General features: G+C 66.9%; 18 protein-coding genes and 1 tRNA gene. 14 read left to right on the top strand and 5 right to left on the bottom strand.

Features of this window, described 5'->3' with window-relative positions; translation table 11 throughout:
* Positions 1–125: 125 nt before the first annotated feature.
* Entirely contained in the window at positions 126–953 is an 828-nt protein-coding gene (locus tag M6D93_RS07060) for a FadR/GntR family transcriptional regulator (RefSeq protein WP_249773649.1), read from the top strand.
* A gap of 41 nt (positions 954–994) precedes the next feature.
* Here M6D93_RS07060 and M6D93_RS07055 read toward each other — a convergent pair whose 3' ends face one another.
* Entirely contained in the window at positions 995–1,756 is a 762-nt protein-coding gene (locus tag M6D93_RS07055; protein ID WP_249773648.1) for an SDR family NAD(P)-dependent oxidoreductase, read from the bottom strand.
* Between the two features lie 240 nt (positions 1,757–1,996).
* Here M6D93_RS07055 and M6D93_RS07050 point away from each other — a divergent pair, with 240 nt between their 5' ends.
* From M6D93_RS07050 to M6D93_RS07015, 8 genes are all read left to right on the top strand, one after another.
* Positions 1,997–2,731, top strand: coding sequence for a FadR/GntR family transcriptional regulator (locus M6D93_RS07050; protein ID WP_249773647.1), 735 nt, complete (start codon positions 1,997–1,999; stop codon positions 2,729–2,731).
* Positions 2,732–2,767: 36 nt separating this feature from the next.
* Positions 2,768–3,952, top strand: coding sequence for a CaiB/BaiF CoA transferase family protein (locus M6D93_RS07045; RefSeq protein WP_249773646.1), 1,185 nt, complete (start codon positions 2,768–2,770; stop codon positions 3,950–3,952).
* Positions 3,949–5,157, top strand: coding sequence for a type 2 periplasmic-binding domain-containing protein (locus M6D93_RS07040; RefSeq protein WP_249773645.1), 1,209 nt, complete (start codon positions 3,949–3,951; stop codon positions 5,155–5,157). Before M6D93_RS07045 ends, M6D93_RS07040 begins: the two co-directional genes overlap by 4 nt.
* Positions 5,154–5,942, top strand: coding sequence for an enoyl-CoA hydratase/isomerase family protein (locus tag M6D93_RS07035; RefSeq protein ID WP_249773644.1), 789 nt, complete (start codon positions 5,154–5,156; stop codon positions 5,940–5,942). Before M6D93_RS07040 ends, M6D93_RS07035 begins: the two co-directional genes overlap by 4 nt.
* Before the next feature lie 18 nt (positions 5,943–5,960).
* Positions 5,961–6,884: a fumarylacetoacetate hydrolase family protein gene (locus M6D93_RS07030; protein ID WP_249773643.1), complete on the top strand. Its 924-nt coding sequence runs from the start codon at positions 5,961–5,963 to the stop codon at positions 6,882–6,884.
* Positions 6,881–7,915 (top strand): MBL fold metallo-hydrolase, encoded by a 1,035-nt coding sequence (locus M6D93_RS07025; RefSeq protein WP_249773642.1) that lies wholly within the window; start codon positions 6,881–6,883, stop codon positions 7,913–7,915. Before M6D93_RS07030 ends, M6D93_RS07025 begins: the two co-directional genes overlap by 4 nt.
* Entirely contained in the window at positions 7,912–9,435 is a 1,524-nt protein-coding gene (locus M6D93_RS07020) for an aldehyde dehydrogenase (NADP(+)) (RefSeq protein ID WP_249773641.1), read from the top strand. Before M6D93_RS07025 ends, M6D93_RS07020 begins: the two co-directional genes overlap by 4 nt.
* A 595-nt stretch (positions 9,436–10,030) precedes the next feature.
* Positions 10,031–11,281 carry a phosphatidylserine decarboxylase family protein gene (locus tag M6D93_RS07015; RefSeq protein WP_249773640.1) on the top strand — a complete coding sequence of 417 codons (1,251 nt, stop codon included), beginning with the start codon at positions 10,031–10,033 and terminating at the stop codon, positions 11,279–11,281.
* A 52-nt stretch (positions 11,282–11,333) separates the two neighbouring features.
* Here M6D93_RS07015 and M6D93_RS07010 read toward each other — a convergent pair whose 3' ends face one another.
* Positions 11,334–11,960 carry a TetR/AcrR family transcriptional regulator gene (locus M6D93_RS07010; RefSeq protein WP_249773639.1) on the bottom strand — a complete coding sequence of 209 codons (627 nt, stop codon included), beginning with the start codon at positions 11,958–11,960 and terminating at the stop codon, positions 11,334–11,336.
* A gap of 241 nt (positions 11,961–12,201) precedes the next feature.
* On the opposite strand from M6D93_RS07010, the gene M6D93_RS07005 reads away from it, so the two are divergent.
* The 4 genes from M6D93_RS07005 (at position 12,202) to M6D93_RS06990 (ending at position 16,669) form a co-directional block, all read left to right on the top strand.
* Positions 12,202–12,411, top strand: coding sequence for a hypothetical protein (locus tag M6D93_RS07005; protein ID WP_249773638.1), 210 nt, complete (start codon positions 12,202–12,204; stop codon positions 12,409–12,411).
* Positions 12,408–13,337: a shikimate dehydrogenase gene (locus tag M6D93_RS07000; RefSeq protein ID WP_249773637.1), complete on the top strand. Its 930-nt coding sequence runs from the start codon at positions 12,408–12,410 to the stop codon at positions 13,335–13,337. The genes M6D93_RS07005 and M6D93_RS07000 overlap by 4 nt, the downstream gene beginning before the upstream one ends.
* A gap of 2 nt (positions 13,338–13,339) precedes the next feature.
* Positions 13,340–15,196, top strand: coding sequence for a bifunctional sugar phosphate isomerase/epimerase/4-hydroxyphenylpyruvate dioxygenase family protein (locus tag M6D93_RS06995; RefSeq protein ID WP_249773636.1), 1,857 nt, complete (start codon positions 13,340–13,342; stop codon positions 15,194–15,196).
* A gap of 93 nt (positions 15,197–15,289) precedes the next feature.
* Positions 15,290–16,669, top strand: a complete 1,380-nt coding sequence (locus tag M6D93_RS06990; RefSeq protein WP_249773635.1) for an MFS transporter — start codon at positions 15,290–15,292, stop codon at positions 16,667–16,669.
* A 122-nt stretch (positions 16,670–16,791) separates the two neighbouring features.
* On the opposite strand, the gene M6D93_RS06985 is transcribed toward M6D93_RS06990, so the two are convergent.
* Entirely contained in the window at positions 16,792–17,103 is a 312-nt protein-coding gene (locus tag M6D93_RS06985) for a histone-like nucleoid-structuring protein Lsr2 (protein ID WP_249773634.1), read from the bottom strand.
* A 470-nt stretch (positions 17,104–17,573) separates the two neighbouring features.
* Here M6D93_RS06985 and M6D93_RS06980 point away from each other — a divergent pair, with 470 nt between their 5' ends.
* Positions 17,574–17,798 carry a hypothetical protein gene (locus M6D93_RS06980; protein WP_249773633.1) on the top strand — a complete coding sequence of 75 codons (225 nt, stop codon included), beginning with the start codon at positions 17,574–17,576 and terminating at the stop codon, positions 17,796–17,798.
* Positions 17,799–18,066: 268 nt separating this feature from the next.
* Here M6D93_RS06980 and M6D93_RS06975 read toward each other — a convergent pair.
* Positions 18,067–18,140, bottom strand: a tRNA-Met gene (locus M6D93_RS06975).
* Positions 18,141–18,235: 95 nt separating this feature from the next.
* Entirely contained in the window at positions 18,236–21,199 is a 2,964-nt protein-coding gene (locus M6D93_RS06970) for a UPF0182 family membrane protein (protein WP_249774184.1), read from the bottom strand.
* Between the last annotated feature and the right edge of the window lie 125 nt (positions 21,200–21,324).

Here is a 21,324-nt window from a genome sequence, read left to right as displayed (position 1 = left end):
TGGAGCGCACTCGATGTTTCCTGCTCGTTTCGGCGCGTGGACATATGTCATCACACATATGACGTCATGGCAATGGTCTAGCATCTGATTGTTCGAACTCAACTCGAGTTCCCAACGGAGGTTCCGTGGACACAGTGGACACACCGGTCGCGATCACCGCTGAGCGCCAGTCCGGCGCGCCCGGTCAGCCTGGCACGACGGTGGGGCTGCCTTCCGACCGCGCCCCGTTACGCCCCCAGGGCCGCGGTTCACGCCTGGGCACGGCCGTGGTCCAGGCACTGGTGGACGACATCGTCAGCGGGCGCTTTCCGCCCGGGGCGGCCCTACCTCCCGAAGCCGACCTGTGCGTCCACTTCGACGTCTCACGCACGGTCGTGCGGGAATCGGTGAAGGTGGTTCAGGAAAAGGGCCTGGTCAGAATTGTCCAGGGCAAAGGAACGCAGGTCACCGACTCCCGCGAATGGAACATGATCGACGAGATCGTGCTCAGCTCGCTCATCCGTCAGGACGAGAGCCTCAACATCCTGGACGAGCTGATCACCGTACGGGCGGCGCTGGAGCGCGAGATGGCTGCCGCGGCGGCACGGGTCGCCGACACCGGGCAGAAGGGGCGGATCGCCGACGCCCTCGCCGCGATGCGCAACGTCGCCGATTCGGTCGCGCTCTTCTCCGAAGCGGACGTCGCCTTCCACGACGTCGTCATGGAGCTGTCGCAGAACCGGCTCGGCCGCGCGATCGTGACCTCCATCCACGACAAGGCTCGCACCAATGTGCGATACCACGGCTCCTACACCGACGAGTCGATCGTGAGGACGCTGGCTGAGCACACCGCAATCGCCGAGGCCATCCAGGCCGGCGACCCGGAGGCAGCCGACCGGGCGATGTGGTCCCACATCATGGATTCCTGGAATCGCCGACGGCCCTCCACGCGCAAGTACCTCACCGAACGCTGAGCGCCGCGCCGACCGCGCCGACCGCGCAGCCGGCCGACCGCTCAGGCGGCCGTCCACCCGGCGTCGACGGCCAGGACCGTCCCGGTGATGAACGAGGCATCGTCGCTGGCCAGGAACGCGATGGCGGCTGCCACCTCGTCCGGCCGCCCGATGCGCGGGATGGCGTGATGAGCTGCCACCATCGCCTCCACCCCGCCATTGGCGCCCGTGCTGACCTTGCCGCCCCGGATCAGCGGGGTGTCGATGAGCCCCGGAGCTACGCAGTTGGCGCGAATGCCCTGGGCGCCGTGGTCCAGCGCCATCGCGCGAGTGAGGTTCTCCACCCCCGACTTGGCCGCACAGTAGGCCGATCGGCGTCGCTCCCCGACCGTTCCGATCGCCGAGGACAGCGTGACGATCGCACCCGAGCCCTGGTCGACGAACACCGGAATGGCCTCCCGGCACAGGTAGAAAACGCCGTCGAGATCGACGTCCATGACCGTGCGCCATTCCGCCAGACTCGTACCGGGAACGGTGTCGCACTGGTCCACGCCCGCGGCGGTCACGACCACGTCCAGGCGATCGTGCCGTTGCAGCGTGGTCGCGACGGCCTCGGCCATCTCCGCCGGAGCCGAGACGTCGGCTTCGATCGCACTGGCCGGGCGGCCGAGCTCGGCGACGGCCTCGGCCAGCGACCGGGCGTCGCGATCGAGGATGACGACCTGGGCTCCCTCGGCGATCAGTCGCCGCGCGGTGGCCAGGCCGATTCCGGAAGCGCCACCGGTGACGAGGGCGACCCGGTTCTGAAAGCGGTCCATGGGCATGGCGATCTCCGATTCGCGGACGGCGGGCTGAAGCTGCTGCGTGAGTACGGCGGGGATATGAGGGCGGTACGGCGGGCGATGACGGCGGTATGACGGTGGTAGGACGGTGGGTGCGACAGACCGGATGCTAGGTCCAGGAAGTGCGCGCGGTCAACGGCTCGCCCATAATTGTCAGATGAATAAGTCTATTCATCTGACAAATGCTTGCGCGCCCGTCCTGCGTCCTCGTATGGTGTCGTCATGACCAGTCCTGGCCCAGCGCGCGGTTACCGCGCCGACGGGGTGCACGGGCGGTTGGTGCATGAACTCGGCTCCCGCATCGTCTCCGGGCAACTCTTGCCCGGCGAGCAGTTGCCGACCGAGAGCGAGTTGGTCACTGAGCTGGCCTCCTCGCGTCCGGCCGTGCGCGAGGCGATCAAGGTGCTCACCGCCAAGGGTCTGGTCCTGGCACGGCCCAAAGTCGGCACGACCGTCCAGCCGGAGTCTGGTTGGAACCTGCTCGACCCCGACGTCCTGGCCTGGCGCTACGAGAGTTCGCCCACCGGGCAGCAGCTCGATGACCTGTCGGGCCTGCGGGTTGCCGTCGAACCCGAAGCGGCCCGACTAGCGGCCCGGACGAAGCGCCGGGAGACGCTCACGCCGATCCGGGAGGCCTACCTGCTGATGGAGTCGAGCCTGCAGGACCCCGACGAGTTCATCAAGCACGATCTGGCCTTCCACCGTGCGGTGGTTCAGGCCGGCGGTAACGAGTTGCTGATCCATCTCGATGAGTTGCTCTCGGCCGCGCTGGCCGCCGGTCGCCAGGTCCACACGCGCAATGTCCGGCGCAACCGGCGAACCCTTCCCTCGCACAAGGCCGTGCTCGACGCGATCGTTGCTCGGCAGGGCGAACAGGCCGCCTCGCTCATGCGCGAACTCGTCCTCGGCGCCCAGCACGACATCCGCCGGGACTCCAGACGTTCCGGCACCAGCTGAGCTTCTCCCTTCCAACAAGACGAAACGAGCAGACGCATGGGTGTCCTCGACTCCTACCGAGTCCTCGATCTGTCGATCGCGATGGCCGGCCCGCTGGCCAGCATGCGGTTGGGCGATCTCGGAGCAGACGTCCTCAAGATCGAGCCGACCGGCGGCGAATGGCAGCGGCACACCTCCGCCGGGGGCGCCGCGGGCAACGAGGTGAACGCCTCGTTCCTGTCCCTGAACCGCAACAAGCGAAGCTTGGCCATCGATCTGAAGTCCGAGCCGGGCAAGGCCCTGCTCGCTCGCCTGGTGAGCGAGGCCGACGTGTTCCTGCAGAACTATCGGCCGGGAGTCGCCGAACGGTTGGGAGTCGACTACGCCACGATCGCCGCCATCAAGCCGGACATCGTCTACGCCTCGATCTCCGGTTACGGCGAGACCGGCCCCTACAGCCAACGCCCGGGGCAGGACCTGCTGGTCCAGGCCATGGGTGGCGCGCTCTACAGCGCCGGGCGGGTCGAGGACCCGCCGCAGGCCGCGCCGTACTTCCTCGCCGACGCCATCACCGGGTATTCCGCCTTCGAAGGGGTTCTGGCGGCCCTGCTCCACCGGGAACGAACCGGCGAAGGACAACTCGTCCAGGTGAATATGCTCGACGCCCTGATCGCCATGCAGATGCAGGAACTCACCGTGCGCACCGTCGGCGGGGTACGCCAGACGCGGGGGCACGAGATCCACGCCCACTCCTACATCCGCGCCCCGTACGGGATCTATCCCACCTCCGACGGGTACCTGTCCCTGGCGTTCGCCGACCTCTCCGTTCTCGCCGACGCCCTGGACGCCCCCGAACTCGCACAATGGGACGCCGAAACGCACGGCTTCTCCCACCGCGACGAGATCTCAGCCATCGTCACGGCCCGGTTGCGGACGAACACCTCTGACTTCTGGCTGGACACCCTCGGGGCGCGCGGGGTCTGGGTCGGGCCGGTCTATTCATATGACCAACTGCTCACCGACCCCCAGGTCCGGCACAACGAGTCCTTCATCAGCTACGACCACCCGACCGAGGGACGCGTGACGACGCCGGGCTTCGCCTTTCGGCTCAGCGCCAGCCCGGCGCGGGTGAACCGGCCGGCTCCGACCGCGGGTCAACACACCATCCAGGTGCTCACCGAACTCGGACTGTCCGGCGACGAGATCGACGGGCTCGTCGCTGACGGGGTGGTGCGAGCGTGATCCCCCTGCGCGGGATGACCTGGGATCACCCTCGCGGATACCGCCCGCTGCGGGCCTTCGAAACGTCCGGGCTGAGCCCGGAGAGGGTGGACTGGGACGTTCAGTCGTTGGCCGATTTCGAAGCGCACCCGCTGGACGAACTGGCGCGCACCTACGACCTGCTCGTCGTCGACCACCCCGGTCTGGGCGCCGGCATCGTGCGCGGTGCGATTCTCGCCCTGGACGAGGTGTTCTCGACCGAGGAACTCGCCGCTTGGCAGGGCCAATCCGTGCCACCGACCTGGCAGGGCTACCGACTCGGCGGACGGCAGTGGGCCATTCCGATCGACGCCGCGACCCAGGTCAGCATGTTCCGTGCCGACCGGCTGGCCGATCCCCCCGCGCGGTGGGACGGGATCGCCGCGGTCAGCCGGTACGCGGCGACCGCGCTGTGCCTCGGCGGTCCGCACGCCCTGCTCACCCTGCTCGCCTGCTGCGCAGACAGTGCTGAGCCGAGACCATCGTTGCTTCCCGTGGTCCGGGCTGAAGCTGCCCTCGAACTTCTTCAGTCGCTGTGGCCGATGGTGGATCGTTCGGTGTCGCTGGGCGATCCCATCGGTGTTCACGAGGCCATCGCGGCCGGAGTCCTCGACTACTGCCCACTCGCCTACGGCTACGCCGCATACGCCAGGCCCGAGCCGGGACGGGCGGAGTTGGCCTTCGCCGATGCGCCGAGCTGGCTGGGCAGCCGACCCGGCAGTGTGCTGGGTGGCACCGGGCTCGCGGTCGCCGCCCGACCCGCCGACGGCGACGACGACGGCGACCGCGGCAACCGCGGCAACCGCGGCGGCGACGGCAACTGCGGCGGCGGCGGCGAGCGACGTGAGCGAATCCGCCGATGGATACGTGCCTTTCTCGCCGAGGACGTTCAGACCGGCCTGGTCCCCGCGCATGGCGGCCAACCCGCCAGCGCCGCGGTGTGGAACTCGCCGGGCGTCGGCGGCGCCTCGGGCGGTTACTACTCCCACACCCTTCGATCCTTGACCTCGGCCTGGATCCGGCCCCGCTACGACGGCTGGATCGATGTGCAGGACGAGGGCTCGGCGATCGTCAGGGACTGCATCGTCGGCGCCCGCGATCCCCGCGCAGCGGTCGCCCAGATCAACCGCTTGCACGACCGGCGCCGAGGTTCTGACACCCGAATCACCGAAAGCAGATCCGCATGAACGCCGTTGCCAGCTCCATCGACTTCGTCGTGACCGACGGCGTGGGCACGATCACCCTGAACCGTCCGGCCAAACTCAATTCCGTCACCACCGCCATGAGCGCCGATCTGCTCGAGCTGGTGGCGCGGGTGGGCACGGGCGGATTGCCGAGCGAGGTGCGCGTTCTCGTCGTGACCGGTGCCGGGGAGCGCGCCTTCAGCGTCGGTAGCGATATCAACGAGGTGGACCAGTACCCCGACCCGTGGCGGTTCCGCAACCGCCGCGACTACTGCGATGCCCTGCGCTCACTGCGAATTCCGGTGATCGCCGCGGTCAACGGCTACGCCTACGGCGGCGGTCTGGAGCTGGCACTGTCGGCCGACATCCGGCTGGCCAGCACGACGGCCTCGTTCGCGGCTGCCGAGATCAAGCTCGGCTGGATCGGTGGCGGCGGAGTCTCAGCGCTGCTCTCGCGCAGCGTGTCGGCCTCCGACGCGGCGCTGCTGCTGCTCACCGGCGATCCGGTCCCGGCGAGCGAGGCGTTGCGGATGGGCCTGGTCAGTCGGCTGTACGAACCCGGTGATCTTCTGGCCGCCGCGCACGAGCTGGCAGCGTCCATCGCCACTCGGCCGACGATCGCCGCCCAAGCGGCCAAGGCGAACCTGCATGCCGCAGCCAGCATGGGGCAGGAGGCCGCCATCCAGTACGAGCGCGAGATGCAGGCGATCTGCATGGGAACCGACGATGCCGCCGAAGGGCGACTGGCCTTCGCCGAAAAGCGCGCGCCGCAGTTCACCGGCCGCTGACGAGAGGACATCGAGCACATGCTGCTCATCCGCTACACCACCCAGGACGAACCCACCATGCCCAGGGTCGGAATCCGCACCGACACCGGCGCGATCATGCGGCTCCCCGTGCTCACCTTGGGACAGCTGCTCCGGCTGCCGCTGCCACAGTTGCGCGCGGCGGTGACCCAGGCCCTCACCGATGCCGAGCGCGAGCCCGGCCCGGTACGAGTTCTGCCTCCGGTGGACGGCTTGACCGAGGTCTGGGCCAGCGGAGTCACCTACCAGCGCTCGAACCAGGCCCGCCAGGAGGAAAGCGTCGTCGCCGACGTCTATGCGCGGGTTTACGACGCGCCACGGCCGGAACTGTTCTTCAAGTCCGTGGCTTGGCGGGTGGTCGGTGATGGCGAACCGGTCGGGGTGCGTGACGATTCGGCTGTCGACGTCCCAGAGCCTGAGCTCGCGCTCGTGCTCAACGCCGACGGTGAGCTCGTGGGCTTCACGGTGTGCAACGACGTCTCCTCCCGCTCGATCGAGGGCGAGAATCCCCTGTACCTGCCGCAGGCGAAGGTCTACGCCGGCTCCTGCGCGCTGGGCCCCGGCATTCGGCCGGCGTGGGAGATCGACGGCCACGACCTGACCATCGAGGTCGACGTGACCCGCGGCGGGACGAGGGTCTGGTCGGGCGCCACCTCCACCCGTCTTCTTCATCGCCGCTTCGACGACCTCATCGAGCACCTGGGGCGGCAGCTGGCCTTCCCCGAGGGCGTGGTGTTGTCCAGCGGCACGGGGCTGGTTCCCGAACTCGATTTCAGCATGTCGCCGGAGGACACGGTGCGGGTGTCCATCTCCGAAATCGGCACGCTCACCAATCCGGTCATCGCCGCCGACCCTCGGTCCTTCCGCTGGCTTGAACAGGCCGCTCGTCCCGTCACCGCGGCCGGCACACTCACGAGCTCATGAGGGATCTCGGCCGCGGCTGGTTCCAGATCACCACCGAATACCTCGATCTGTGCGGGTTGCCGCTCTACCTGCACGCCTTCGCCGACGAGGACGGGATCGTCCTGCTGGACAGCGGTGTCTCGGCCACGCCGGAGGCGTCGATCCGGCCGGAGTTGGCGCGCGCCGGATTGTCGATCCAGGACATACACCTCGTGGTGAACTCACACGCCCACCCCGACCACATGGGGGGCAACGCCGCGCTCGCCGCCACCTGCGCGCCGGTCTTCGCCGGCCCGGCCCTGGAAGCCGGGTGGCTGGAGGACAACGACACGCTCATCGACCAGTTGTGGAACGCCAATCCCGACGCCTACCGGCTGAGCGAGGCCCAACGAGCGGAGCTGGTCCTGCAGTTGGGCGATCGTCCGCGGGTGGAGCGGCTGTTGCGCGACGGCGACGAGATAACCCTGGCCGGGACGGCCCTCGAGGTGATCTCGACCAGCGGCCACTCCCCCGGTCACCTCGCTGTGCTGGACCGCGAGCAGGGCCTGCTGTTCACCTTCGACGACGTTCAGGGCTTCGGCATTCCCATCGCCCACACCGACATGCACCTCGCGCCGCTGTACCACGACGTCCGGCGCTACCGGGACGGATTGAAGCGGCTGAACGCGCTCGAATTCGAGCGGCTGCTGCCGTCCCACGGCGACAGTCTGGATGCTGACGCCGGTCACCGGCGCATTGCCGAGAGCCTGCTTTTCCTCGATCGGGCCGAGGAATTCGTCCTCGACTATCTCGACGGTGTCCGCCACGGTGACAGCCCCGGTGACAGCCCCGGTGACAGCGCCGGTGACAGCGCCGGTGACAGCGCCGGTGACAGCGACCGCGCGGAGCAGGTCCGGCTGGGGCCGCTGGCCGCCGCCCTCGGCGAGCAGCTCGGTCCCTATGGTGGACTGAATCTGCAGACCATGTCGATCGCCAAGGCTCACCTGGACGATCTCGTCCGGCGCGGCGAGGTCGTCCCGACGTTCGCCCGCACGCCTGAGGAGCAGCGATGACCGCGAGCACGCCCCGTGTCCAGGGCCACAACCCCCGAACCGGCGAGCCGGTCGGCACCGGCGTGCCCGAGACCGCGCCGGAGGATCTGCAGCGGCTGCTGACCGAGGCGGCTGAGGCGTTCCCGGTCCTACGGGCCAGTAGTCCGAGCAGCCGGGCTGAACTGCTACGCCTGCTGGCGGACCGACTCGAAGGCGCCGCCGATGATCTGGTGCCGCTCGCCGCGGCCGAGTCCGGGCTGCCCCTGCCTCGGCTCACCGGCGAGCTCGCACGCACCGCTAACCAGCTCCGCCTGTTCGCTGACGTCGTCCTGGAAGGGCAGTATCTCGAGGCCATCCTGGAGGATGCGGACGGCACGGCCATCCCACCGCGGCCGGTGCTGCGTCGCTGGCTCGAACCGCTGGGGCCGGTCCTGGTCTACGCCGCCAGCAACTTCCCCTTCGCCTTCAGCGTGCTCGGCGGGGACACGGCCTCCGCGCTGGCGGCTGGTGCGCCAGTGCTGGTCAAGGCGCACGGCTCACACCCCGCGCTGTCGGCGGCGGTGTCCGAACTTGCCGAACGAGCGGTCGCGGACTCCGGTCTGCCCTCCGGCGTCTTCGGGATCGTCTTCGGCGATCAGCAGGGCGTGACCGCTCTGCGGGACCGCAGGATCAAGGCCAGCGGCTTCACCGGGTCCACCGCGGGCGGCCGGTTCCTGTTCGACGTGGCGGCCAACCGTCCGGACCCGATCCCCTTCTTCGGCGAGCTGGGCAGCATCAACCCCACGGTCGTGACGCCGGCGGCGGTGTCCGTTCGCGGGGCTGAGGTCGTCGACGGCTTCGTCGGTTCCTTCACTCTGGGAGCGGGGCAGTTCTGCACGAAGCCCGGCCTGCTCTTCCTTCCGGCCGGGCACGGGCTGGAGGACAGGCTCGTCGCCGCCGTCGAGGGGGTCGCGGCCGCACCGATGCTCAACCGACGGATCGCGGTACAGCTGCAAGCCGGCCTGGACGATCTGGCCGCCCATCCCGCGGTCGAGCTGCTGGCCGCGGGCGGACTCGGGCCGCAGGAGGGATCGTGGGGGTCGGCGCGGCTGTTCCGGACGTCGGCCGCCGCGGTCGCGGCGGATCCGATCGCGTTGACCGAGGAACACTTCGGGCCGGCCGCGATCGTGGTCGAGTACACCGAGGTCGACGATCTGCTGGAGGCCATCGCGGCGATCGACGGCTCACTGACCGCTACCCTGCAGGCCGCTCCGGACGACACGTTCCCGCTGGCGCAGGTGCTCGCCCGGCTGAGTGAGCGTGCGGGGCGGGTCATCTACAACGGCTGGCCCACCGGCGTCGCCGTGGCGTGGGCGATGAACCACGGCGGACCGTGGCCGTCGACCACGAACGTCGGACACACGTCGGTCGGCGCGACGGCGATCCGACGCTGGCTGCGGCCGGTGAGCTACCAGAGCTTGCCGGACGAGCTGCTCCCGCCCGCGTTGCAGGCGGCCAACCCGTGGGGCATCCCCCGTCGCGAACCGCCCCCACCCCGTTGACGTTGCCCTCGTTGCCGGCCCACCCCCGTTGACGTTGCCCTTGTTGCGGGCCTACCCCCGTTGACGTTGCCCTCGTTGCGGGCCCACCCCCGTTGACGTTGCCCTTGTTGCGGGCCCACCCCCGTTGACGTTGCCCTTGTTGCGGGCCCACCCCCGTTGACGTTGCCCTCGTCGCCAGGCGGCCGCCGACTCTGGTGGGGCGAAGCCCAACAAGGTGACGTACTAACCCCGAGTTCAGTGGTCTCGAGATTCACTCCTACTATGTCTATGGTTTCACTAGACACAACAACGAAGGGCCACCAGCGGCCATCACCAGATGAGCGACGAAGCGTTCGGCACGAGACCATGGCTGTCACGCAGCGGCGTTTCTGCCGGCTGCGCGGTACGTCCAGCCATCGCTTTCGCTGCGATCTAGGGAAGGGACCAGCCCGACCGACCTCCGGCGGCCCGGGCATGTCCTTCCGGTCAGAGCGATGCGCGAGCGTTCGCGGATTGGCGCGCCTTGCCGCGAACGACCTGGCCCAGGTCGAAGGTTCGGCCCTGGCCAGGGAGCACGATGCGGAGCCTTCGCGACGGGTGTGGAAGATTGCTGGTCATGACTACGCAGTCCAACCCCAGTGATGTTCGACGCCAAGCCGGATGGCTTCCGGAGCAGGATGCCCTCGAGCAGTGGCTGGCCGGCCACCGTGAACAGGTCGAGGCAGATGGCGCCGAGCTGCATCCGGTCATCGCCGAGTTCCAGCGTCTGATCGCCACCGATCCGGTGGTGCGAATGTACGTGGAACGGATGATCGAGGAGGTGCCGAAGAACAGGGACTACAGCAAGCGGCACCTGACCGACACCGACCAGCTGCTGCGGCTGATGAACGCCGTTCTGACGATGGCGCCGGAGTTCGGCGACCAGGCGGTCACGCTGCCGTTGGGGGCCATCCTGGACTGGACGATGGGTACGACAACCGGTTTCGCCGCCTACCGCGACCGGACCGTCAACACGATGCTGAAGAAGATCCTCACCGCATGGTGTGAGTTCCTCAACAGCGAGGATTCACGGTACGTGCTCAACGAGTCCCCGACCGGCTGGAAGAGCCCGGCGGCTCAGCAGGCCATCGGGATCGACCAGTACGAACACGACCCGGACGATCCCTACTGGGGCTTCGCGTCCTGGAACGACTTCTTCACCCGGACGTTCAAGCCTGGGGCCCGCCCGGTCGCCTCCCCTGAAGACGACTCCGTCATCGTCAGCGCCTGTGAATCCACGCCGTACGGCATCAGCACCGACGTCCAGCGCCAAGACCAGTTCTGGATCAAGTCGCAGCCCTATTCGTTGCAGGACATGCTCGCCGATGACGAGTCGGTGGACGAGTTCGTCGGCGGGACGGTCTACCAGGCATTTCTCAGCGCCACCAACTACCACCGCTGGCACAGTCCGGTCGCCGGTACCGTCGTGCGGGCCTTCCTCGTCGAAGGCACGTACTACTCCGAAGCCGACTCCGAAGGCGCCGCCGCCATCGAGCCGATGAACTCGCAGGGCTATCTCGCCCACGTCGCGGCGCGGGCCGTCATCATCATCGACGCCGACGACCCGGCCATCGGACTGGTGGCCCTCGTCGCGGTCGGCATGTCGGAGGTGTCGTCCTGCGTTCTCGGTGAGGTGACCGCACCAGGCTCGCACGTGAGCAAGGGCGAGGAACTGGGCTACTTCCAGTTCGGTGGCTCGACGCACTGCCTGGTGTTCCGGCCCGGCGTCATCGCCGACTTCACGCTCCAGGCGATCCCACAGCCGCATGATCCCAAGCCTCCGCTGGTGCTGGTCCGTTCCAAGCTCGCCACCGTCAAGCGAGGCTGAGCCCGCGGCGCGCCGGCCGGATGCGAGCGGACCGAACCATTCACCCTGGCGCTCAGGCCTGGAGCCAGGCGATCAACATGTCGCCGACGATCCGTCGGTGGCGCTTGCGCGCTGCCGGGGCCGTCATGTCGTAGCCGAACACGGCGTTGATCGTGGGGCGGTTGGCCACCCGGAAGAAGCACAGGGCGCTCATCATGACGTGCACCTCCATCGCGGTGGCATCGCGACTGAACACCTTCTGCTGCTTACCCCGATCGAGAATCTGCTGGATCAGGGCGATGACCGGGCTGTTGAGCCCGACAAGCTGGGACGAGGTCTGCAGGTATTCGGCGTGGTGAATGTTCTCGATCGCCACCAGCCGGATGAAGTCCCGGTGCGTGTCGTCGTAGTCGAAGGTGAATTCGGCCAGCGTCCGTAGCGCCTCGACCGGTCCCAGGTTCTGCAGGTCCATCGCCTGCTCGACCGAGCGAATGTCTTCGTAGGCCTGTTCGAGCACGGCGAGGTACAGCTGTTCCTTGCCACCGAAGTAGTAGTAGATCATTCGCTTGGTCGTACGGGTTCGCGCGGCGATCTGATCGACCCGGGCACCGGAGAACCCCACCCGGGCGAACTCCTCGGTGGCGACTCGCAGCAACTCGGCGCGAGTGCGGTCCTTGTCCCGGGTTCGCTTTTCATCCACAGACGCAACCCGTGGCTGAGGTGGCTCAGGGGGTTGCGGGACGGCCGGCGGTGCGGCGGGCTTACGCGGCATTGGCTCCGTCCGGTGTGTCTGGTCGGCCAGTTCGTCGGCCAGTTGATCGGGCGAGTCAAACCCTAGTCCCCGTAACACTCGCGCTATTCAGGAAATCTTTCGCAACCCCTTCCCCACGGTCCGCTTGCCGCGTATAACTAACGAACCAGTTAGTACATTAGGAGCCGAGATGAGGCGACCCGCTATCGCGGTGGTGAACGGTCCGCACCTGGATCTGCTCGACGAATGCCGTCCCGAGACCCACGGACGTGAGTCGTCGGCCGAGGTCGACGAGCACTGCACGACGCACGCCGAATCGCTCGGCCGCGGCGTCGCGTTCGGCCACTGCACCGGTGCGATCAGCACCGCGGTCGCCGCGCTCGAAGCCGGCCGGCGATGACGAGCCGGGGCGAGCGCAGATCGCGGATGCTCGGGCTCGTCGGCGCTGGCATCGGAGCCTCCCTCACTCCCGCCCTGCACGAACGTGAGGCGCGCGAGCAGGCACTGGCATTGGCCTATCGGCTGATCGATCTCGGTGATCCGCGCGTGGCCGGTCACGGCATCGGGGAGATCCTGCCCTGGGCGATCCGCCTGGGCTTCGACGGTCTCAACGTCACTCACCCCGCCAAGCAAGCCGTCGCGCCGCTGCTGGACGAACTGTCCGAGGCCGCCGCTCTGCTGGGAGCGGTGAACACCGTGGTCATCAAGGACGGCCGCACGACAGGTCACAACACCGACTGGTCGGGGTACGCCCGCTCGTTCGCGCTCAGCCTGCCCGAACACGTCGGCGACCGGATGGTCCTACTCGGTGCCGGAGGCGCAGGCTCAGCGGTCGCTTACGCCACACTGCGTGGGGGCGCCGAGCACCTGACCGTCGTCGATCCCGACGCAGACCAACGGAATCGCCTGCTGGCCCGACTAGAACCGGTCTTCGGTGCCTCCAGGATCAGCGCCGCCGCCGATCCGAAGGCTCCCCTGGCCGACGCTCACGGCCTCATCAACGCCACGCCGATCGGCATGGTCGACCATCCAGGCCTGCCACTCGCGGCCGGGCTCCTGCGCCCCGAGCTGTGGGTTTCCGACGTAGTGTATTTCCCCCTGCAGACAAGGCTTGTCTCGTTCGCGCGGCAGCTCGGCTGCACGGTGGTCAGTGGTGGTGGGATGGCGGTGTTTCAGGCCGCCGACGCGTTCGAGCTGTTCACGGGACTCACTCCGGACGCCGCACGCATGAGCGCCCACTTCGCCGCGATCTCCGCTCCGTCCGCTGCCCGCTCGGGGCGCACCGACCTGCAGGCCGTCAACGAACACGGCATGGAGGTGGCCTGAGCATGCGAAAGGGCATCGCCACGGTATCGATCAGTGGAACTCTGGAGGAAAAGCTGTCCGCGATAGCGGCAGCGGGGTTCGACGGCGTGGAGATCTTCGACAACGACCTGATCGCCTCGCCGTTGCGCGCCGCCGATGTCCGGCGCCGCTGTGCGGATCTGGGGCTGACGATCGAGCTGTTCCAGCCGATCCGGGACGTGGAAGGGGTCGACCCCGAGAGGTTCCCCGCCGTGTTGAGACGCTTGCGCCGCAAGTTCGAGATCATGAACGCTCTCGGGACCGGCACCGCGCTGGTCTGCTCCAACGCCACGCCGGACGCCATCGCCGATCCCGACCTGTCCGCCGAGCAATTGCACGCCGCGGCCGAGCTAGCCGCTGAACACGGCTGCACGCTCGCCTTCGAAGCGCTGGCGTGGGGCACCCACATCGATCGGGTGAGCTTGGCCTGGGACGTTGTCGAGCGCGCCGACCACTGCGACGTCGGGCTGTGCGTGGACACCTTCCACATGCTTGCCCGGGGCGAGAACGTCTCGGTGCTGAACGGGATCCCCGGCCATCGCATCATGTTCCTGCAGGTTGCCGACGCGCCGCATCTGAGCATGGATGTTCTGGAATGGAGCCGGCACTTCCGTTGCTTTCCTGGCCAGGGCACGCTCGCACTCGACGCTGTCGTCGCCGCCGTCGTCGAGGCCGGTTACCGCGGCCCGATCTCGCTCGAAGTCTTCAGTGATGTGGTCCGGACCGCCGACCCGGGACTCACCAGCCTGGACGCGATGCGTTCGCTGCTCCAGCTCGAGGAACGGCTCAAGGCGCGCTGGCAGGCCGAGCACCGAGCGGTTGCGGTGGAGCTGTTCAGCCCTCCCCCGCCGCCGACGAGCGTACGGCCCGCCTTCGTGGAACTCGCCGTCGGCGGAGACGACCTCGACGCGACTCTGGGCGGGATGGGGTTCGCGATGGTCGGACGACACCGAAGCAAGCACGTTGCGTGGTGGCGCAACGGCGAGGCCAACGTGCTGCTCAACACCGAGCCGGCGACTTCCCACTCCGCTCCGGTACCGAGGGTGACGGCCCTGGGCGTGCTCACCGATGACCTTCGCTCCCTGCAGGAGCGCAGCACGGCCATGTTGTGGCCACGGGTGCAGCGCCGCCTCGGCCCTGGCGAAGCCCCGCTGCTCGGAATCGCCGCTCCCTCCGGCGCGCAGGTGCTGGTGAGCGAAGCAGAGGCCAGCGCTACCGACTGGCAGCAGGATTTCGACCCGGTGCCGGAAGTATCAGGCCACAGCGGCGCCGGGTTCGCGATCGACCACCTCGGTTGCGCGGTCCCCGCCGACCTTCTCGACGCCGAGATCGCCTTCTACCGAACCATTTTCGGCATGATCAGTGGACCGTCCGCGGAGTTCATGGAACCGCAGGGACGCCTACGCAGCCGGGTCCTTCGTCCCGACGCCGGCGACCTGCGGCTCGTTCTCAACGTGAATGAGGGGCCGAGCGACCTACCAGGCGCGGGGGGTTTCAATCAGCTCGCGTTCCGCTGCGAAGACATCTACGCCGTCGCCAGTCGACTCCGTACCCGCGGGCTCGATCTCATGGCCATCCCCGACAACTACTACGACGATCTGCACGCCCGCTTCGATCTCTCCGACGCTGCCGTGGAACGAATGCGTAGTCACCAGTTGATGTATGACGAAGGTCCCGCCGGGCACCTTCTACATCTGTACACCGGCCTGATCGGCAACGCGTTCTTCATCGAGGTGCTTCAGCGAGTCGGCGAGTACGAGGGCTACGGCGCAGCCAACACGCCCGTCCGGCTCGCCGCCCAGCTCGGCCGCCGCGGGCGCCCCAGACGTCCCGCGGCCTGATCCATCCGCTCGACCGGCACACCCCTCTCCCCTGGCCCGAGACAACCGCGCGCTCATCATGCGGCGGGCTACCCTTCGTCCCTTGGAGGACCCGTGAGTGCAGCAAACCCCGCTCCACACGGCACGTCGGCCGCCAACTCTGCTCCGCGCCGGGCAGCGCTGGCGAGCTTCTTCGGCACGGCGGTCGAGTATTACGACTTCTTCGTCTACGGCACCGCAGCCGCCTTGGCCTTCAACAAGGTCTTCTTCCCGAAGGCCGACCCGGCCACCGGCACACTGCTTGCGCTCGCCACCTATGGTGTCGCCTACGTCGCGCGCCCGGTCGGGGCGCTGGTGCTGGGTCACCTCGGCGATCGCATCGGCCGCAAACGCATACTCGTGTTCACGCTGGCGTTGATGGGGTTGTCGACGTTTTCGATCGGTTGTCTGCCCGACTACCGGCACATCGGGCTCTGGGCGCCCGGGCTGCTCATCGCCCTTCGGCTGTTGCAAGGCTTCTCAGCCGGCGGTGAGCAAAGTGGAGCGAGCTCGCTGACCTTGGAACACGCCCCCGCCCATCGACGCGGCTTCTTCACCAGCTGGACTTTGAGCGGCTCGCAGGCCGGCCTGATCCTTGCGACGCTGATCTTCATCCCGATCACGTCGCTACCCAAGCAGGATCAGCTCGACTGGGCCTGGCGGGTGCCTTTCCTGCTCAGCGCCGTCGTCGTCGCGGTCGCGTTCGTCATCCGATTGCGGATGCCGGAGACCCCGGCCTTCCAGGAAGCCCAGGACAAGCATGAGCTGGCCAAGTTACCGGTGGCCGAACTGCTGCGGGACCAGTGGGGCGACGTCCTGCGCGTGCTGTTGTGTGCGTTCGTCGCCGTCGTCAGCACGGTGACCGCGGTGTTCGGCCTGAGCTACGCCACCGATCAAGGCATCTCGAAGACAACCATGCTCTGGGCCGTCGTCGTGGCCAACGTCTTCGCACTCGGATTCCAGCCGGTGTACGCGATCATCTCCGATCGCATCGGGCGAAAGCCGGTGTTCATTGCGGGCGTGCTGGCGTGCGGGGTGATCATCTACCCCTACTTCATGGCCATCACGTCGGGAAACGTACTCCTGGTGTTCCTCGGCGCGGTGGCAATAACCTCGGTTGCCTACAGCGCCCCCAATGCGATCTGGCCGTCCTTCTACAACGAGATGTTCCCGACCAGGGTCCGTTATTCCGGAGTGGCCATCGGGACCCAGTTGGGATTCCTGCTGGCCGGCTTCACGCCGACGATCGGCAAGGCCATCGAGACGCACGGCCGCAACGGCTGGGTCCCGGTGGCGATCTTCACCTCGGCCTGCTGCCTGATCTCGGCGATCGCGGCCGCGACTGCCCGCGAGACCTACAACGTGGGCATCGAGGATCTCGGCCGTCGCGGCCACGCGCGAGCCGACGATTGGCCGAGCACGACTATTCCCACCACCGCGGGCCAGCGAAGCTGAACTCGCTGCTGCCACGGGTGGTCATCTGGTCGACAGGAACTTCTGGTCCTTTGACAAAGCCGATCCTCCGCACGCTGACCAACCGGATATCGCAAGCGCGCGGAGGACGGTGCCGATTTGGGCTACTTTGCTTCGGCGTAGGCCTGCTCGATCTCGGCCGGGATCCGTCCCCGATCAGAAACCGCGTACCCGCTGGAACGGGCCCATTCCCGAATGGCCTGAAGTTCTTCTTTCGACCGCTTACCGCTCTGGACTACCACCGGACGCACCGCGCTACGGCGTCCACCGATCTTCTCGGCTGAGTCTATATAGGAGGCCAGCGCCTTTCGCAGCTTCTCGGCGTTCTTCTCACTGAGATCGATGCGGTACTGCACACCTTCTAACGCGAACTCGACGGACGAAACGTCGCCCTCGGTGCCATCAATGTCATCCACGCGGATTGTCTTAGTCGCCATGGCTGAAGCTTACAGGCCGGACTTGCTATGGCTTACCGTCAGGAATAGGGGTCAATTCCGAAGAATGCGGCCTTCTGTCTTCGTCGCCAGATCTCTTGGAAGCGGCCAAGGCACATTCGCCACAAGTGTTCTTCGATCTGGGACCGGAGCAGAAAGGCTATTTCGACTTGCTAGCACTCCACGGACCCGCGTTCTGTCCACCCACCGAGTAGGTGCCAGACATCGCCACTGCGGTCGCTGTCCCCGTATAGGTGATCGCCGTCGATCCGACGGTGCCGAAAGTGATGGACCGGCCCTTCAGTGTGCCGTTCAAGGTCAGCGTCTGGGGCGGATTCGACAGGGTGATATTGCCGCTGAGTGTTGCCGTCTTCTGCTGCCATGTAAGGGTGAACGTGCCCTGGTATGCCCCTTGGTACTTGCCCGACCACCTGCCCGAGAGGTTGAGGGACGTGGGGGCCGGGGGCGCGGTCGACGAAGCCGGTGTCGATGAGGCTCCGGCAGGAGCGGAGGTCACCGCGTTGGACGAGCTGACCGAGCTCGACACGGTCGCCCTGATCGAGCTGGCAGCCGAGGTTGGTGTCGTGCTCCTATGTCCGCTGCTGCAACCAGCAGTAGCCGAGCCGCCGACCACCAGCAGGGCAACGATGATCACAGCACGGTTACGCATCCGTTGATTCATGTCGAACCTCTGATGTGGTGCGCTCCGCAGAGTCCGCCCAGACTCGGCGTGTCGGAGCGTACCGCCGGCACCTCGACCCTCACCAGGGCCTCGGCGCGGCGCGGCGCGGGCCGGCCGGCCCGAAGCGACGCGGGCCATTCGGTGCACTATCGAACGAATTGTGCTGTTCATGACATCACGTGGTAGGCGGAACGGCACCGATAGCAAACGCAAGAAGGCCCCCCGCGCTGCGCAGGGGGCCTTCTTATCGAGATCTTTCGTTGTAGCGGGGACAGGATTTGAACCTGCGACCTCTGGGTTATGAGCCCAGCGAGCTACCGAGCTGCTCCACCCCGCGTCGGTAAACACCACATTACACAGCCCCGTCCAGCCCGCCAAATCGCGGGGACCGCCGTTCGCTCTCGGCGCATCCCCGCGACCTTTTGGCCGTGATCAGGAGGAGGTGGACGAGGGGCTCGGTGCTCTCGACGGCGTCTTGGACGGGGTCACCGATGGCGTCCCGGTTCCTGGCTGACTGGACGACGAGCCCTTTCGCGCAGTGTTGTACTCATCGATCAACTGCAGGATCCGACCAAGCGCAGCGCCCTGCTTGGCGTAATCCTTGGCGGTCGTCGCGCTCTGATAATCCTGGTAGGCCTGGTCCAACTGGGCCAGTATCGCGGTGACGTCCGACGGGACCGCGCTCGGGCTCGTGCTCGGTGTGGGAGTCGTCGGGGGGCTGCTACCCGTGCTCGGCGTCGACGGTGTCGTTCCCTGATTCAGGCTGTTGATGTCCTGCCCGACGACGGGCTGGGTCAGGTTCAGCAGCGCCATGGCCAGATTCTCGCCGTAGCCGATCTTGCCGTTGTAGTTGACCAGAACACGTTGCAGCGACGGGAACGTGGTCGACGATCTTCCCTGTACATACAGCGGTTCGACGTACAGGAAGGTGTTGCCGATCGGCAGCGTCAGCAGGTTTCCGTGGATCACCGACGATCCCTGGCCACTGAGCAGCGAGATGTCCTTGGAAATCGTGGGGTCTGAGTTGAAGTTGGTGAAAATCTGCTCCGGCCCCTGGATGTTGGAGCCGCTGGGTAGCTGCAGCACGGTGAACTTTCCGTAGTCCGGACTGGTCGCATCCGAGTTGACGGAGATGTAGGCGGCCATGTTCGTCCGGCTGTTGACCTTCATCGGCGAGGTGAGCTGGTACTCGGCCTGCGAGGTCGAATTCGGATTTGCGGCCAGCAGGTAGTACGGAGGCTGGTCCACCCCTTCGGCTGTCGGGTCGTCCGGGACCGTCCACTTGTTCTGCACGTTGTAGAACTGCACCGGGTTGTCGACGTGGTACTGCGCGAGCAGGCCCCGCTGCACCTCGAACAGATCCTGGGGGTAGCGCACGTGAGCGGTGACGTCGGGCGGCATCGCGGACTTCGGCAGGATCTTGCCCGGGAAGATCTTCATCCAGGTCTTGAGAACTGGATCGCTCTCGTCCCAGGCGTAGAGCTTCACGGTCCCGTCGTAGGCATCGACGGTGGCCTTGACCGAATTACGGATGTAGTTGATCTGCGCGTCGGGCTGGGCCGCGGTTCGGTTGGCGTTCGACAGTGAGTCCGTGGTCAAGGACGACAGCGATTGCCTTTCCGAATAGGGGTAATTCGCGATGGTGGTGTACCCGTCCAACATCCACACGATGCGCCCGTTGATCACGGCCGGGTACGGATCGCCGTCCACCTTGAGATAGGGCGCGACCTTCTGGACCCGCTGGCGCGGATCGCGGTCGAAGATCAGCTTGGCTCCGCTGGCCGACACTGCGTTGTTGAGCACGAAGTTGGTCTGTCGGTACTTCACCGCGAAAGCCAAGCGATTGAAGAAATTCGACAAGGAGATGCCACCGCTGCCGGTGTAGGTGGTGCGACTGTTGTCGGCGTCGTTCTCGCGATTTCCCGCCCCGCCCACGACCGAGTAGTCGACACCCTTCTCACCGAAGTAGACCTGGGGTTTGTCGATCGTCAGCGGCCCGGACGGAGGAATGCTTCCCTCCGCGAACGAGCTCGCCGAGTTGACATCGCTGTTGGCCGTCGCAGCGACGAAGCCGTAGCCGTGGGTGTAGAAGGTGTGCTCGTTGATCCAGTTGGTCTGGTTGCCCGACAGCTTGCCGGCGTCCAGTTCGCGCACGCCCACCACGTAGTCCGCGGTCGAGCCACCGAGGGTGTAGCGGTCGACGTCGAGCTTGTCCGGGAACCCGTAGTAGTTGTTCAGACCCTGATACGCATTGAACGTCGGGCTGACCACGTTCGGGTCGAGCACGCGGACGTTGGACACGGTCGCCTTGTCCGAGGGAAGTGACGAGGCCGGCGCGGGACTGGTCGTGTCGTAGCCCTTGTAGGTCACATCCCCGCCGGCCGAGACGCTCGCTATGTCGTAGGCCGTTCGAGTCGCGGCGATGTTCCGCGCGATGTAGGGCGCCTCTTTGCTGTTGGCATTGGGCTTCACGCTGAACTGCTGAACCGTGTACGGGTAGATGCCGTTGATCGCAATCGACATGATCAGCAGGACGACGAAGGACGTCAGGGCGATCAGGCTGCTCTTGAGCCACAGACTGGCCAGCACGGCGATCGCGATGAGAATGGCCACCCAGAACAAGATGGTCTTCGCGGGCAGAGTGGCATGGACGTCGGTGTACGAGGCGCCCGTGACCTTGCCGCGGTCGGAGAAGACCAGGCCGTAGCGATCGAGCCAGTACGCGCAGGCCTTGAGGACGACGAAGAAGAACACCAGCACGGTCACGTGCCGTCGGGCGGAGATGGTCAGCTTGGGGCCCGGGGTCGCGATGCGGAAGGCGCCGAAGACGTAGTGAACCGCCAGGCTGAGCACCAGCGAGAAGATCACGGCGTTGAAGCCGAAGCCGAGCAGGGCGCGGTAGGCGGGATAGTCCCAGGCGAAGAAGGAGATGTCGCGATGGAACTGAGGGTCTTGCACACCGAAGGAGACGCCGTGCAGCCACAGCTGCCAGACCTGCCAGCTCTGTTGCCCGGCCACGCCGGCGCCGATGAAGAGCACGAGGAGTAGCCCCGCGAACAGCAGCTTCTTACGAGGCTCCAGCACGACCCGGTATCGCTCGAGGTTTTCCTGCTCGGGCGAGATCGGTCGGAACGGCGGCCGCATGCGGTAGGCCAGGTAGACGTTCGCGCCCACGATCACAGTGAGTACGAAGCCGAAAATCAGGAACAACACAATTCGCGACCACAGGATGGTCGAGAACACGCCCCGGTAGCCGAGTTCGCCGAACCAGAGCCAGTTCGTGTAGACCCGCGCGGCCGAACCGACCAACGACAGGAGCACTATCAGCGCGATAACCACGCCGATGAAGATCTTGCCCCGTCGAGAAACCCGGATCGACGGCATTTCCGGCCGCATAGCCACTGGCCCCACTCCTTACCCTCGACCCGCGTCCGCAGGCGTGAAACTGCACGCCCCGCCCAGAACCGTAGTAGGCGGCGCTGTGGGGGTTGGTCGGCACCGCCCCCGCGGAGCTGCCGACC

This window comes from Jatrophihabitans telluris, from assembly GCF_023516435.1.
GTDB classification, from domain to species: Bacteria; Actinomycetota; Actinomycetes; order Mycobacteriales; family Jatrophihabitantaceae; genus Jatrophihabitans_A; species Jatrophihabitans_A telluris.
The sequence above is the reverse complement of the archived record's forward strand: the minus strand, read 5'-3'. Positions and strand labels throughout refer to the sequence as shown.

What these genes read in the sequence shown, in the direction of transcription:
- M6D93_RS07045 (WP_249773646.1), top strand. Translation starts at nt 2,768, where the DNA reads ATGGGTGTCCTCGACTCCTACCGAGTCCTCGATCTGTCGATCGCGATG.
- M6D93_RS07020 (WP_249773641.1), top strand. Translation starts at nt 7,912, where the DNA reads ATGACCGCGAGCACGCCCCGTGTCCAGGGCCACAACCCCCGAACCGGC.
- M6D93_RS07035 (WP_249773644.1), top strand. Translation starts at nt 5,154, where the DNA reads ATGAACGCCGTTGCCAGCTCCATCGACTTCGTCGTGACCGACGGCGTG.
- M6D93_RS07000 (WP_249773637.1), top strand. Translation starts at nt 12,408, where the DNA reads ATGACGAGCCGGGGCGAGCGCAGATCGCGGATGCTCGGGCTCGTCGGC.
- M6D93_RS07025 (WP_249773642.1), top strand. Translation starts at nt 6,881, where the DNA reads ATGAGGGATCTCGGCCGCGGCTGGTTCCAGATCACCACCGAATACCTC.
- M6D93_RS06970 (WP_249774184.1), bottom strand. Translation starts at nt 21,199, where the DNA reads ATGCGGCCGGAAATGCCGTCGATCCGGGTTTCTCGACGGGGCAAGATC.
- M6D93_RS07055 (WP_249773648.1), bottom strand. Translation starts at nt 1,756, where the DNA reads ATGCCCATGGACCGCTTTCAGAACCGGGTCGCCCTCGTCACCGGTGGC.
- M6D93_RS07050 (WP_249773647.1), top strand. Translation starts at nt 1,997, where the DNA reads ATGACCAGTCCTGGCCCAGCGCGCGGTTACCGCGCCGACGGGGTGCAC.
- M6D93_RS07015 (WP_249773640.1), top strand. Translation starts at nt 10,031, where the DNA reads ATGACTACGCAGTCCAACCCCAGTGATGTTCGACGCCAAGCCGGATGG.
- M6D93_RS07030 (WP_249773643.1), top strand. Translation starts at nt 5,961, where the DNA reads ATGCTGCTCATCCGCTACACCACCCAGGACGAACCCACCATGCCCAGG.
- M6D93_RS07005 (WP_249773638.1), top strand. Translation starts at nt 12,202, where the DNA reads ATGAGGCGACCCGCTATCGCGGTGGTGAACGGTCCGCACCTGGATCTG.
- M6D93_RS06995 (WP_249773636.1), top strand. Translation starts at nt 13,340, where the DNA reads ATGCGAAAGGGCATCGCCACGGTATCGATCAGTGGAACTCTGGAGGAA.